Raw genomic sequence first — 14,107 nt, forward strand, 5'->3', positions numbered from 1 at the left:
GTTTCGTATGAGTGAAACCGCGTAAAAGATTACTTGCTAATCTTGGTTAAAATAGAATCGAATTGACCACCATCATTAAAATGCGTTTTTTGTGCTTTGTTCCAGCCACCAAAAACTTCATCAATGGTAAAGAGCGTCAGTTGTGGAAATTTGTCTTTGTATTGCAACGCAACGTCTGGGTTTGTCGGGCGATAAAAGTGTTTTGCTGCTAGGTGTTGTGCTTCATCAGTATAGAGATGTGCTAGGTAAGCTTCTGCTAACTTACGTGTCCCTTTGCGATCGACATTTTTATCTACCACTGTCACTGGTGGCTCGGCAAGAATGCTGACACTTGGAACAATGATTTCAAATTCACCTCTTCCTAACTGCTCAACAGATAATATGGCTTCATTTTCCCAAGCGATGAACACATCGCCAATTTTACGCTGTACAAAGGTATTGGTTGCGCCACGGGCGCCTGAGTCCAGCACAGGTACGTTTTTATAAATCTGAGTGACAAACTCTAACGCTTTTTCTTCTGAGTCGTATTGCTTCAGTGCATAACCCCAAGCGGCGAGATAGTTCCAGCGCGCCCCGCCTGAACTCTTAGGATTTGGGGTAATGACCTCTACACCTTCTCGAACTAAGTCATTCCAGTCATGGATATTTTTGGGATTTCCCTTGCGAACCAATAGCACTATGGTCGAGGTATAGGGCGAGCTATTGTGTGGCAGGCGACTTTGCCAATTTTCAGGAATTAAATCCGCTTTTTGCCTTAATGCATCAACGTCATAGGCCAGTGCCAGAGTGACAACATCCGCTTCTAATCCATCTATAACTGAGCGAGCTTGCGAGCCTGAACCACCGTGAGATTGACGTATGGTTGGGGCTTTATGGCCTTGTTTTTGCCAGTATTGGCTGAAGATTTGGTTATATTCCCGATAGAATTCACGGGTTGGATCATAGGAAACATTCAATAGCGTATCTTCAGCGAGTGCGAGAAAACTAGCCGAGGCCAAAACTAAGGTGAGTGTTGCTTTTTGTAGGTGAGATAAAATATTCATACCGAAATCCTCATATTATTTAATAAGGCTTCCGGTTGACCGGTCAGCGATGTGGTCTAACTGTGTTGATTGGGTGGTAAATTTCGTTTTTATTTCGACGGCGTAACTTGGTCTAAACGAATTTTTTCTTTCTTTTCTAATTGCACTAATTTCCCATGGTGAAAGGTTAATTCCACTGTCCCAAACTCAATTCTACCCAGTAGTTTTTCTAAACTATTGACGAGCACGGGGATCACGGTTTGTAGATCTTCTTTGGTTGCCATATAAGTCCTCATGTAAGTGGTTTTTGACAACGTAATTGGAATTATAATCAAATATTGATAACTAAAAAGTTACATTTTGCGATTTGATATTCTTTTATGTAATAAGTGTGTCTTTTGTGTGTTTGAGTTTGCGAGATCGTTAGACTGGCTCAGAGTTGCACTTTCTATTTGATAGATAAGATTACCAATAAGCACATCAATGAGGGGCCACTGTCCATGTCCGGAATCGACATTAATGTGGCCACTTAACCCTAAGTTGATTGTTGGGAATCCAAATTTTTTTGCCAGTTTTGCAGCTTGATTAAAGGGCATCCAAGGATCGTTTTCACTGGCAATGACAAGTCCAGTGACACCTAAGGGGTGTTTTGGCAACAAGTGTTTGATCGTTTGAGTGCCATCGTGTTCAGGCAGAATGTGTCCATTCTCAGAAAATCGTGCTGGTGATGCTGGCGCGACTAAAATAGCTGCTGCTACCCGCTGTGGATGATGAGCGATGGCAAGGCTTGTCGCTAAACAGCCAAAACTGTGGGCGAGGATCAGGATTTCACCTTCGATTTGATCGATTGCGCGGCAAATGGCATTGGCCCAGATATGAATCTTAGGCTCCAATAGTGGTAAGTCATTGACCCATATAGCTGATTCATATTTTTGTGCAATCCAACTTTGCCAATGTAAAGGGCCGCTACCACCAAACCCTGGCACAATTAATAAGGTTGCCATATTTCATTCTCCAAGATGTGAGTTGATAAGAGAGCCAAATGACGACCGGATGAAGCCAGTTTGACTCGCACTCTGACTATATCTACAAATTTGGTTATTAAAATTGTTATTTGTAGTTCATTTTGGAATATGAGATATATTTAGGATATTAACTCTGGAGGAAGTTTCCTTTGTGAGGTGATGTTACAGATAAATAATCCATAAAAATGCCCAGTAAGAGGGTGAGTCTTCTGGGCACTCGTTTTCAGTTTATATCTTGTTATTCCCTATGACGACGTTCTTGGCTTTGAGTTGATCGACCTTGGTTATGTTCTACCGAGCGAGCGGTTTGCGCATTTTGGCGTGGCTCACTTTGTCTCACTCTCACTTCTTCGCGTTGTCTAGGCGCCGCTTGTCTTGGTTGTTCAATGCGTTGTTGCTCTGTACGTCTTGTTTCAGGCCGTGGCGTTTCAACTCTTGGGGTCATAGTTCTTGGTTTTTCTTGCCTTTGTGACTGTGCCCTTTGTTGATCGACATTACGCGGCTGTGACTCCCGAGTTTGATATTGCCTTTGCTGAGGCTCCTTTGATGGCATTGGCTTTGACTGCACGGATCTTGATTGCATGTCATTACGCTCCTTGTGGGTTGGTGTTTGTACCATAGTCGCTGCGCGACGCTCCTTTAACTCGGCTTGCGTTTTCTGATAACTCGGCGCGCGGTTATCACGTTCACGGCTGACGTTATGATAGTCTTTATTATCACGACTTTTATTGCCCTGATTACTCATATTACCCAGATTACTATGGGTATCTTGACGTTCTCTAGACTTCGAATATTGGCTATTGAAGTGCTGTTTACTGCCGCTTGAGTGTGAATCTCTGCCGCGATATTTATCATCATGGTAATAGCGTTGTTTCACCACTGGATTGTGATAACTCACACCGCGTCTATGTTCGGGTTTATGTTTCCAAGGTTGTGCGCCATGGCTAACACTGTATCTTTCCCGTGGGCGATATCGGTGTGAATGGCGATAGTCGATCACCACCACTTTATGGTTGTGCCAGTGGAACGAACTGAAGAAGTAGTTAAAGGAAATATGGATGCCCGGTGACCAGTAGAAATGGTTATGACTCGGACGATAGGGATAGCCAGCATAGCCGCCAAATTCCCAATATACGGGTGGATAAGCCACTCCCCAACGCCATGTGCCGTAAACCACGCGTGGATCGTAATAGGGGACGTAGACGATTTCTCGCTTAGCGGGTTCTATGATGATCTGATTGTTGGCGCGGGTAATTGCCATGTTATCCATGTCCGCTAAGCTATTCGCTTTATCAGCCTGTTGTCTTAGGGACTGAATGCTGTTCATCACTTGGCCTTCATCTTCTAAGAAGGCTTCACCGAGTCTTTGAGTCCATTCGAGATCTTCACTCATTTTTTGCAGCAGAGTCGGGAAGGCCAGCAAGGCTTTGACGCTCGGGTCCCAGTCCTGATCTTCGGCTTGCGACATAATTTGGTCGATCGATGATTTGGGGCGTTGGGTTAACCAACGCTGTGCCTGCACTATTTCGAGTGGATAAGTTGAGGCAATAAGTATGTGGGTCAATAAGCTATCGGGATACAGGGCAATAGGCGCCAGCATTTGTTCGAGTTCGGCTTGGCTTGCCGCTGTGCTCGATCCTTGGCTCGCAGATATGCCCGCAGCCTGTGCTGTGGTAGTGAAAGGCAAGGCCACTAATGCCGCCGTTAACACTAGCCAATTCCATCGATGTAGTCTGTTCATGGTTTGCTCCAATAATCCTGTTCGAGGATGTTATGGGCATATTAGGCGTGTGAATATGAACATAAGCTGAAAGTGTTTTGCGGTTAAATATTTATTTATAGCCAAGTTTTAAGAGAAGCAATAAATCTATCACATTGAAAATAAAGACTTAAACTGAGTGTGCAAAGCTGATGCTAAATTTGGCACCACCTAAGGTTTCTGAACGAGAGACAGAAATTCTGCCGTTATAGCTGTCGACTAAATCGCGCACGATAGCAAGCCCAATACCATTACCTTGAAGGTAGGAGTCTGCGCGAATACCACGTTCAAAGATTTGATTTTGCAGGGCTTCACTGATCCCTGGACCATCATCTTCGATACAGATTAGCAGTTGATAGGCATCGCCTGTGACCGTTAATGTCACCGTAGACTTCGCGGCTTTACAGGCGTTGTCGAGTAAATTGCCTAGAATTTCAGTCAGATCTGCTTCATCCCCCTTGAATACTGCGTGTTCTACCATCTCGCCGCTGAGATTGATTTGTGGCTCTCGATAAATTTTAGCTAATGTGCGTAATAACTTAGCGGCGACTTCATCGACACGAATACCTAAATGCCACGAGGCCGCCGCTGCGGTTTGGGCGCGTTTTAGCTGGTGGCCAATGATCCTGCTGATCACTGATACTTGCTCACTGGAGGATTCGCTTAAGTCGGCCTGACTCTTGATCACCGCCAGTGGTGTTTTGAGGCTATGGGCTAGGTCGGCCAAGGCATTACGATAGCGTTTTCGTTGGGTTTGTTCGGTATTGAGCAAAATATTAAGCTGCCGAGCAACCGCTTGTAATTCAGTGGGGTACTGGCTACTTAGCTGCATCGACTTACCTTGCTCGACGGAATGTAGCTCTTGGGTAAAGCGTGCTAAAGGCCGCAACGTCCACAGTAACCAACTCAATTGAAACACTAACATGACTAACATTAAGATCAGCAGCCAAGTCCAAAGCTGTTGATTAAACTGATCAATTTGCTGCTGAAATTCTCGCTCATCTTTAATGATGTGGATTGTCACTGGCACGTTTTGATTTTGGCTGGCAAAACTGACACTAAAGCTATAAATCAAATGGAGTTGATCGGCGAGCTCAATTTGCTCAAATGCGCTTTGACCCGTGGCTGGGATGGTAAAATGTGGCGGTGGCGTAATCCCCATAAAAGATTGCGAATGCCACACTATATCTTGTTTGCCGCTGGCGTCTTCAGTGGTTGCAATGGCATACAGCCCTGATTGAATGAGGTTAAAACGATTCTCTAACACTAACTCTGGGATGGAGATTTGTTTGTTTTCGACTTCAGTCACCGCGAGAATTGAATAGACATAGGCACTGAGTTCATTCTTGGTTGCGCTTTTAACTTGTTCAGTAAAGGCATCGTTTAAGGCAACGCCGATCAAAGGTAATAACACTAAGATAAATAATAGCGCGCTGGCAACTAAGCGTGCTTTTAGGGAGTTCAACACTTGCCACGCCATGGCGCGTTTACTCATCGGCTGCTTGCCCGGACGTTAACGCTTTTAGGCGATAACCTTGGCCGCGCAGGGTTTCAATTAAGTTGTATTGATTATCTGGGTCGAGTTTTTTGCGTAACCGGCGGATAAAGACTTCGATAACGTTAGAATCTAAATCAAAATCCTGATCGTAAATATGCTCTGTGAGTACAGTTTTTGATTTGACTTCGCCTTGATGCAACATAAAAAATTCGAATAACTTGTATTCAGAACCACTGAGATTAACCAGTTCTTCGCCTTTACGTACTTCTAGACTGCTGGTGTTAAGGCTAAAGGGGCCGTTGTAGATCAGGGGGCTGGCCTTACCGGCGGAGCGACGGATCAGGGCTTTTAGTCGTGCGATGAGTTCTTGGGGATGGAAAGGTTTCGTCAGATAGTCGTCGGCACCAGCATCGAGTCCTTCAACCTTATCTTGCCAACTGTCCCTTGCGGTTAAAATCAGGATAGGAAAGTCGCGTTTTTGTTCACGCACGCTACGGATCAAGGCGATACCATCGAGTTTAGGCAAACCGACATCGATAATTGCTGCATCATAGTTGTATTCGAGCGCTTGAAATAAGCCTTCTTCACCATCACTCGCCACATCGATACTGTAATGGGCATCGAGGAGATGTTGCTTTAAGTTAGTCTGTAGTTCTATATCATCTTCAACTAGTAACAATCGCATCGTTAGTTCCTCGAGACTCGGCCCGTTGCGGCATCTACTGAAACAGAAAATACTTGGCCATCATTATTGAGGATTTTAATACGATATCCCGATCCGCTGGATTGTACACTCAATACTTTGCCTTGAAATTGTCGTTGCGCCATTGCCACCGCTTGATCAGGGCTATTGACCGCTAGACGGCGCTGCTCATTCTTCGCACCTTGGTTACGAGGCGGATTGCGATCATCATGTCTATCATTACCTGCTATGCAACCAAAGGAGGCTAATAAGCAAGTGATTAGGGCCAAGGTCAAACCAAGTTTCATATCGGGTACCCGCAATGTTCAGCGATCTTAAGTTAATGAGTGAGATGGATAACTTATCGAGTCGACTAAGAATACCTCATCACCTTAACAAACACATAGAGATCAGCCAATTGGTTGGCACAATTCCTTCAAAATTAACTCTGGCAGTTATTTTGTTATTCGTGACAGAACTGAAGTTCTGTTGGCGAGTCTATCTCTATGCTCGCGCTTGTATCGTTTAAGTTTTGTGAGTGTTACCCATTCCAGATGAACTCGGGCTGAACGTACTTCTGACTGAGAACAGTGGGCATTGATGTTCAGCTTATGTTCACCTTCATTGCACTTTAATAGCTCCAATTTGAACGGGTTATCCATAGGATATTCAAGATGAACACACTCAATAAGCAAGATATGGCAGCCACAGTTAATGTTAAGCTGTTTATGGCAACGGCTATTGCTGCGCTGTTTTTAGCGTCATCTGTCGCTAGCGCTCAGCCCCGCGAACTGGAGTCATCGCAAAGCTTAACGCCATTTACTGCAGCCAGCGTTGGCATTGCTAAAAAAGCGGAAAATAGCGAGCAAGCTGCCGAGCAGGAACAACAAGCCTTAGCTTTGTTACAACAAGCCGCGCCCGCAAAAAATGTCACTGAAGTCGCCGCTGCGGCCGTGAAATCCTTGGCGCCAGCCTTATCATCCAAAGCGCCGACGACAAACCGAGTGCAACTTATGGGCGCCTCGCCGATGACGCGTGAGCAAGTAACAGCGAAACATGCGAGCCAAGGGATTCCGAGTTCGAGCGCGACCAGTGAAGATCCCTACCGCGCACCTGTGTATCACAGCTTTTCGATTTTTGATGCCAGCAGTCGTTTGTTTGAAGACTTTGATTACGATGGGTTTTATCAAACGTTTAGCGTGACCTTCGACGTTGATGTCAATGGTGCATATCTTAATGAAAGAGCTGATTTATTTGCCGAGCTTTATCTCAGTCGTGATGGTGGCCCTTGGGTGCATTACTACACCACAGACGTATTTACCATTTACGGCGATTCGACACAGGACGATTACGAAGTGTTGACCACGCTTTACACGGGTTATGCGACGGATCACTATGATGTGTTGATTGATGTGTATGAAGTGGGTTACAGCGATATTGTTGCGACCATTAGCGCCGATGAGACCGATAGTTTGTATGCGCTGCCATTGGAGAGTAGCGATCGAGACAGAGAGCCCGACATTATCGTTGTTGAGGAAAGTGGCGGCGCCTTCTCAGTATTAGGTTTGTTATGTCTTAGTTTGTGTGCGGGGCTGCGGTTGAATCGAACTCGAGCCTAATCGCCCTTATTTCTCTCGGTGTTTATCTGCGGTAAATAGGGCTAGTATGGATGAGTTATTTTAACTAAATGGAGAAAGACATGATTGCTCAAGGTCAAACATTACCTGCTGCCACATTAGGTCAACTGACTAAAGATGGCATGGTGAATCACCAAGTTACCGAATTGTTCGCGGGTAAAAAAGTCGTATTGTTTGCAGTGCCAGGTGCTTTTACTCCAACGTGTTCTGAAGCGCATTTACCTGGCTATGTGGTATTAGCCGATCAATTTAAAGCGAAAGGCGTGGATTTGATTGCCTGTGTTGCTGTGAACGATGCCTTTGTGATGAAAGCGTGGGGCGAAGCACAAAATGCCTCTGAATTAATGATGTTAGCCGATGGCGATGCCAGCTTTACTAAAGCCTTAGGTTTAGAGATGGATACTGCCGGTTTTGGTGGCGTGCGTTCACAACGTTACGCCATGATCATCGATAATGGTGTAGTGACTCTACTGAATGTAGAAGAGCCAAAGGCTTTTGAAGCCAGTAAAGCTGAAGTTGTTTTGGCTGCTATCTAAGCGTATTTAAGACATGAAGTTTGGATGTGACCAAAGCCAGCCATTCATTGGCTGGCTTTAACTAAATCCATTTATTGTACGATTTGAATGTTGTCTGCATCTATGGTCACTTCAGACCAATCTTTATCCACTTCACCACGAATAATGACCTGAGTCTCAGGTGTTACTGTGTTGCCGCGCCATAAATCATCATCAATTTCGACCTTAATATCACCCGTAGCGTCACGGAAAATATAATCATCGTGTCCAATGGAAGAAATGATATGGCCCGTTAACTCAATTTGGGCGTCATCACTGGCATTGAGCGCGCTTACCACATCATGAATCACTTGTCTTGCGCTCGGCCCTTGGAAGCCACCCTGTATTTGAGGTTCACCCGTTGTAGGTTGAAAGCCTGCTTGGCTGGCCATAGTCGTGAATGAAAGTGCCATTGCGAAAACGGTAAGAGTCATTTTATTCATCTGTTTGTCCTTTCTATGGTTTTATGTAACTCAGCCTCAATGGCTATTACAGTGTTGCGAGCATAGTGCCAAGACAAGCGTGAAGCGGTTGTGAAGATTGGGTTTGCAACTCAGAATTTGCTAAAACGAGGTCATTTATCCAAGCTAACTTCGGTTAATGGGTATTATCTATAAACTGAACATAAGCCTGATAGCTAGCACCATCGTTTTGGGTTGAAAATGCCCAGCCCATTCGCTCGCAAATACGTTCAATAATAATTAATCCGCAGCCATAGCCTGAAGTATCAGTACTTTGAGTACTTAGTGGATTCAGTATCCATAATTGGTTGCTTTGCATCGTAATTTCAATGTTTCCGGCACTGTAATTGAAAGCATTTTTAATTAAATTACCTATCACTATGTCAATAAAGCTCAGTGGCGCCTTGATGCTCAAGCAATCTTTAAGCGTTAAGCTGTAGGTGATTTCTTGCTTGGCAAAGTGCTGTGCCATCTCAGCTAAAATGTGTTCAAGGCGTGGTGCTAAATCAATTTGGCTGTAGTGCTGGGATTCAATGTCTTCTTTTCCGAGAAGTAAAAAGGCCTCGGTGAGCGTTTTCATTTGATGCCCTGCGTAATCAATACGTGTAATGGCTTTTTTGACCATTAATTGTTGAGCCTCGGTTGTCGCATTGGGGATTTTTTTGAGCAATTCTACCGAACCTTGGATCACCATAATGGGCGTGCGTAGTTCATGGGAGGCAAAACGGCTAAATTCTTGTTCCCGAGTGAAGTAGGCGGCAATTTTAGCTTTGTTGCTTAATAGGGTTTGCTCAATCTGGCGGGTTTCACGGTATGAAGTACTCGGTGTTGATGTTGGTCTTTTTGGTGATAGTTGATTGATTTTATTTTCAATCTCAGCAAGTGGACTGGATAGCAGACGTACAAAATACAATCCATACGCCATGATAAACAGGAGCAAACCGATCCCCATAATAGAGATCAAAATGTGCATTCTATCTTCATAGCTATCAAGGAAATCGTCCGCGTCATCCTTATAAACCACATACAACAGCCCTTGCCCAGAAGGATGAGCGGATATTAAAAAGTGTTTATCTTCGTCACCCAGTTGATGTTCGTAAAATCCGGTGTTTTCATAAGGTTGCAGCCAAGCTGGTACAAACTCTTTGCTCCAATATGTTTTCAATTCATTGATATCGGGGAGCTGTGCTTTATCACCAAACCTTTGATAATTCTTTAGATATTCGCGAGTCTCTGTGGCCAGCGTTTGCTCGAGGCTAATCTTCTCAATTTGTTCTTCGGCGATATAAATGAGGCTCCAAAAAATGGCAAACATCAAGCTAGTTAATATTAAAAAAGTGAGGCGGATTTTTTTATATAAACTCGGAAAATGCTCAGGGGATAAGTCGGTAACCTTGGCCATGGATAGTCTCTAATTTTGAGTCTGAAAAACCTTTATCGAGTGCACTGCGTAAGCTGTATATGTGGCTGCGAAGTGAGTCACTCGAAGGTGCATCATCTCCCCATACTGTATCTACCAATTGCTCTTTACTCACGATAGCGGGCGCATGTTTTAGTAACAGTGAAAGAATGGTGCGCTGAATTTTACTGAGCTTAATTTCTTTACCAGCACGGGTAACTTGATGGGTTTGCAAATTTAAACTGATATCACTGAAGCGCAAAATACCCACATCTAAACGTGGGCCACGATTATGCAGTGAATGCAGTCGTAAGCATAATTCTTCCATCGCGAAAGGTTTATTTAAAAAATCATCCCCACCTGATGTAAAAGAATCAATTTTATCCTGCAAACTATCTTTGGCGGTTAAAAATATAATCGGTGTATTACAATAAATTTCTTCACGCAGTTTTTTGACCGTATTAATACCGTCTAATTTGGGCATCATAATATCCATTATGATGACATCGTAATGGTTTTGTTGAATTAAATTGATTGCACTTTCCCCGTGATATGCACAGTCGGCAATAATACCCTCTAGGGTTAAATAATCCATGATTGTCTCAATAACATCATGATTATCATCAACAATTAATACTTTCATCGGTTAATTCATTTCTTCACATTTGCTTGACGATCTTCATACTAAGATGCCCAGCACTGATTTAACAAGACATAATAGGGAAGAAAATGAATAAACTCTTAGTCTGTATTACGGCCATTTTGCTGGCAGGTTGCGGTGGTAATGATTCATCAACTGATACCTCTAAACCCGATCCTATCGTTCCACAACCTACGTTACCCGCAAAAATTAACGGTACAGTAACAAATATCGCTTCTGACAATAATTCGATTACTGTCAACGGATATAGCGTAAATATCGCTAATGCTAAGATTCACTATGGACAACAGCCGTTAGCGGTTAATGCCATTCAAATGGGGATGAGGGTCAAAATAGATAATGAAGGCCAACAGGCTAAAAATGTCATATTAGATCCAAGCCTTGTGGGTGAAATCAGTTCCGTTAATCAAAATACTATTGCCGTTAATGGGATTAATTTAGTCGTTAAACCAGCGGACGCGACCCAGTATAAAGTAGGCGATTGGGTGGCGGTAAATGGTTATCCAACGGTAATGGGAGAATGGCAGGTTAATTCTATAAACCTTATCCCCAATTTTGTGTTTGCTGAAATCGAGGGACGTGTCTCTGGATTAAATAAGACTGCGCAACAATTCAATATCGGTTCGGCAGTGATTAATTATGCCAACGCACGTTTAGAAGGCAGCTTACAGGAAGGCGCATGGGTTGAAGTGGAAGGCCAGCAAAGTGGTGCTTCATTTTTGGCCTCTGAAGTCGAAGTGGAAGATACGGCGTCTTTTAACGATATGGAGCTAGAAGGGACTATTACTTGGGTCAACCAAGATAAAACGCAGTTTGAGCTGAATGCCCGTACTCGACTCTATGTCACTACAAATACTCAATTTGAAGATGGCAAGCAAGCTAACTTGGTTGAAGGCAAGCTAGTCGATGTAGATATTCAATCTATGCCGCAGGGTTTATGGGCCAGAGAAGTTGAATTTGAAACATCACATGATAATGGTGGAATACCTCCAACCTTAGGTAAAAAGTTCGAGCTAGAAGGTCTGGCGACACTGACTACCAATAATCAGCTACAAATTAATGGATTTACATTTGATATTGATGCCAGAACTCAATTCGATGACGGTTTAACCTCAGCGACACTTGACCAAAAATGGATTCAAATAGAAGGTGTTGAACTCGCAGACAACCAGTGGTTAGTGAAAGAAGTTGATCTTGAAGTGCAAAGCAATGAGCTTGATTTGTCGGGTTTAGTGATGCAAAAGACCTTGTGGGGCTATCAAGCGACTGATGCTTCATTAACGCCATTTGAAGGCAAATGGGTTGATGTCGAATGTCAGTTCGATGGCTCTAATATCCACAATTGTCGAATCGACGATTAAACACAAATAGAGAAATTAAGTGAATAAACGTGCGGTTTTAGGCCGCACGGTTTATTTGGCTTTGCCCAATCCCCAAGCTGGTTTCAATATCTTCTACACTCTGCTGTACTTCTTGGGCGATGACCTCACTCTGCTGTGAACTGGTTTGTGCTTGTTCTTTTAAACTATCCATAGTGCGAACAAATTCATCGAGATAATCGACTTGCTCTTTGGCATTGAGTGAGCCTTGTTTGGCGGTATTAGCCATTTCACTTGCTTGGTTTTGCACTGTTTGCGCCACTTGCCACAGGCTCTGAGCACGCAGTTTCTGGCTGCTGGTGGCCTGTGCTATGCCATCGACACTCTCACTGAGGGCATGATTTGATTGGGTCAGTTGTTGCAGAATTTTCACGATCTCATTCAAAGACACTTGGGTGCGTTGGCTTAAATTACGCACTTCATCGGCCACCACGGCAAAGCCGCGACCTTGCTCGCCAGCCCGCGCAGCTTCGATGGCAGCATTAAGGGCGAGTAAGTTAGTTTGCTCGGCAATATTGCCAATCACATCAATGATTTTCGATACATCCGTCACTGAGTTATTTAGGCTTTCAAGGGACGAATGGCACAGACCGACCGCGGTTTGTGTTTGCTCGGTCGCGCTCAATACCGCCTCTGCTTGTGCTTGACTCGACTGCATTTGGCGCATGGTTTCGGCGGCGCTGTCTTCCACGAGTGCTGAAGTGTGGCTCACCTCATTGGCGAGGCTGCGGATATGTTCGGTCTGTGTTTGCGTATCGGCCACAATCGTTTGGGTGTGCTCTGTGTGTTGTGATAGCTGAGTAATGCGCGCCACCAGTTGGCTTAATGATTGAGAAACCTTAGTGATTTGCTGGCGCTGTGCCTCGTCTTCCTGTTCAAACCTTTGTAGCAATTGGTTGAAATGGCCAGCTATTTGGCCAGTTTCGCAGCGACGATTAATGTCTAAACGCTCGCGGCTGTTCGATTCGCTTAATTTCATAAAAGCTTGGTTGAGACGTTTTAGCGGTTTGACGACACGATTTTGCTGCAGGATTAAATAACCAATCGCAAACAAGGCCATGATGGAAACCATAGTGTAGAGGATTAGCTGTAACTCATATTTCAGCTGCTGGTTCTTTGCAGCCTGAGCCTCACCTAAACCAATAAGCTGTTGTTCCACATTGCTAATCGCTTGAATGAGTTGATCTTGCATTTCTTGGTTTGTTTGCAGTAATTGGTGGGTATTGGCGACTTCTTTGTTGTATCGATTGGCGAGACTGAGCAGTTCACTGCGGTCACTCTCGCCGATTTCAATTTGTTCCGGTTCGCTTGCGCCGAGGGCAAATTCATCGGCTTCTTGCTGTTCATATACGCCGATTAACGGCAGTGCGCTTAGGGAGTCGTGCCACGTATTTAGCTCTTTGCTGGTGCTGTCTAAAATACCCTTGAGCTGCTGATTTTTACCGATCAGATAACCATCGGTCAGCTGGGAAAGTTGGTAGACGATAGAAGGTAAATCGCGGCTCAATTGCAGATATTGTTCGGCGACCGCCGCATTTGTGGCTAAGCCTTTATCGGCATAGCTGCCCAGACGACGGTTGTAGTCGAGCATTTCAGATTCGGCGTGGGCGAGCAGTTGCCTAGGATTGCCTGCGAGTTTACCCGCGGCGCGGTACTTGGTATCTAAATCTTGAATGAAGTTGCTTAGGCTGGCTTGCAAGTCATTGTCGGTAGCGCCCATGGCTGCGAGGTTAAGCTGCGTGAGCTGGTTCTTAATGGCGCTGAGTTTGGTTTTCGCTTGTTCAAGTTGGCTAGCGTTGCCGCTGGCGAGATAGCCGTCGAGATCGCGGCGTACGCCGACGAGAAAATCCTGCTGAATAGCTTGTAATGTAAGTGTTTGCTGCTCAATTTGTTGCCGCTGATCACTGCTCCACAGCACTACGGCTGCTAGCAATCCCGCGAGCAATAACAACAGGGCAGAAGCAGAAAGCGACAGCGTTGAAATTTTCATTTTGCAATCTTCATAATGGTCAGAGCCAGTAACTGTGCTG

14 protein-coding genes are annotated in these 14,107 nt (G+C 44.5%); 3 read left to right on the plus strand and 11 right to left on the minus strand.

Going from position 1 to position 14,107, the window contains the following annotated elements:
• Positions 1-29: 29 nt before the first annotated feature.
• The 7 genes from L5M29_RS11985 to L5M29_RS12015 form a co-directional block, all read right to left on the minus strand.
• Positions 30-1,043 (minus strand): sulfate ABC transporter substrate-binding protein, encoded by a 1,014-nt coding sequence (locus L5M29_RS11985; protein WP_263167985.1) that lies wholly within the window; start codon positions 1,041-1,043, stop codon positions 30-32.
• Between the two features lie 89 nt (positions 1,044-1,132).
• Positions 1,133-1,306, minus strand: coding sequence for a YezD family protein (locus tag L5M29_RS11990; protein ID WP_105250676.1), 174 nt, complete (start codon positions 1,304-1,306; stop codon positions 1,133-1,135).
• Between the two features lie 69 nt (positions 1,307-1,375).
• Positions 1,376-2,026, minus strand: a complete 651-nt coding sequence (locus L5M29_RS11995; RefSeq protein WP_263167986.1) for an alpha/beta hydrolase — start codon at positions 2,024-2,026, stop codon at positions 1,376-1,378.
• Positions 2,027-2,285: 259 nt separating this feature from the next.
• Positions 2,286-3,788: a DUF3300 domain-containing protein gene (locus L5M29_RS12000; RefSeq protein WP_263167987.1), complete on the minus strand. Its 1,503-nt coding sequence runs from the start codon at positions 3,786-3,788 to the stop codon at positions 2,286-2,288.
• A gap of 148 nt (positions 3,789-3,936) precedes the next feature.
• Positions 3,937-5,301, minus strand: coding sequence for an ATP-binding protein (locus L5M29_RS12005; RefSeq protein WP_105250673.1), 1,365 nt, complete (start codon positions 5,299-5,301; stop codon positions 3,937-3,939).
• On the minus strand, positions 5,294-5,989 hold the full coding sequence (locus L5M29_RS12010) for a response regulator transcription factor (RefSeq protein WP_105250672.1): 696 nt from the start codon (positions 5,987-5,989) through the stop codon (positions 5,294-5,296). Before L5M29_RS12010 ends, L5M29_RS12005 begins: the two co-directional genes overlap by 8 nt.
• Before the next feature lie 2 nt (positions 5,990-5,991).
• Positions 5,992-6,294, minus strand: a complete 303-nt coding sequence (locus tag L5M29_RS12015) for a PepSY domain-containing protein (RefSeq protein WP_263167988.1) — start codon at positions 6,292-6,294, stop codon at positions 5,992-5,994.
• Positions 6,295-6,660: 366 nt separating this feature from the next.
• On the opposite strand from L5M29_RS12015, the gene L5M29_RS12020 reads away from it, so the two are divergent.
• Both L5M29_RS12020 and L5M29_RS12025 read left to right on the plus strand, forming a co-directional pair.
• The gene (locus tag L5M29_RS12020; RefSeq protein WP_263167989.1) at positions 6,661-7,605 is read left to right on the plus strand and encodes a choice-of-anchor H family protein; all 945 of its coding nucleotides are present in this window, start codon (positions 6,661-6,663) and stop codon (positions 7,603-7,605) included.
• Between the two features lie 80 nt (positions 7,606-7,685).
• Positions 7,686-8,159, plus strand: a complete 474-nt coding sequence (locus tag L5M29_RS12025) for a peroxiredoxin (RefSeq protein ID WP_113940228.1) — start codon at positions 7,686-7,688, stop codon at positions 8,157-8,159.
• A gap of 71 nt (positions 8,160-8,230) precedes the next feature.
• Here L5M29_RS12025 and L5M29_RS12030 read toward each other — a convergent pair whose 3' ends face one another.
• From L5M29_RS12030 to L5M29_RS12040, 3 genes are all read right to left on the minus strand, one after another.
• Positions 8,231-8,620, minus strand: a complete 390-nt coding sequence (locus L5M29_RS12030) for a YgiW/YdeI family stress tolerance OB fold protein (protein WP_113940229.1) — start codon at positions 8,618-8,620, stop codon at positions 8,231-8,233.
• A 154-nt stretch (positions 8,621-8,774) separates the two neighbouring features.
• The gene (locus tag L5M29_RS12035; protein WP_263167990.1) at positions 8,775-10,040 is read right to left on the minus strand and encodes a sensor histidine kinase; all 1,266 of its coding nucleotides are present in this window, start codon (positions 10,038-10,040) and stop codon (positions 8,775-8,777) included.
• Positions 10,012-10,680: a response regulator transcription factor gene (locus L5M29_RS12040; RefSeq protein WP_131525518.1), complete on the minus strand. Its 669-nt coding sequence runs from the start codon at positions 10,678-10,680 to the stop codon at positions 10,012-10,014. Before L5M29_RS12040 ends, L5M29_RS12035 begins: the two co-directional genes overlap by 29 nt.
• An 86-nt stretch (positions 10,681-10,766) precedes the next feature.
• On the opposite strand from L5M29_RS12040, the gene L5M29_RS12045 reads away from it, so the two are divergent.
• On the plus strand, positions 10,767-12,059 hold the full coding sequence (locus L5M29_RS12045; RefSeq protein WP_263167991.1) for a DUF5666 domain-containing protein: 1,293 nt from the start codon (positions 10,767-10,769) through the stop codon (positions 12,057-12,059).
• 37 nt (positions 12,060-12,096) lie between these two features.
• Here L5M29_RS12045 and L5M29_RS12050 read toward each other — a convergent pair whose 3' ends face one another.
• Complete coding sequence (locus tag L5M29_RS12050; protein WP_263167992.1) at positions 12,097-14,067, minus strand: methyl-accepting chemotaxis protein; 1,971 nt, start codon at positions 14,065-14,067, stop codon at positions 12,097-12,099.
• Between the last annotated feature and the right edge of the window lie 40 nt (positions 14,068-14,107).

Source organism: Shewanella sp. SM95 (genome assembly GCF_025653595.1).
Lineage (GTDB): Bacteria > Pseudomonadota > Gammaproteobacteria > Enterobacterales > Shewanellaceae > Shewanella > Shewanella oncorhynchi.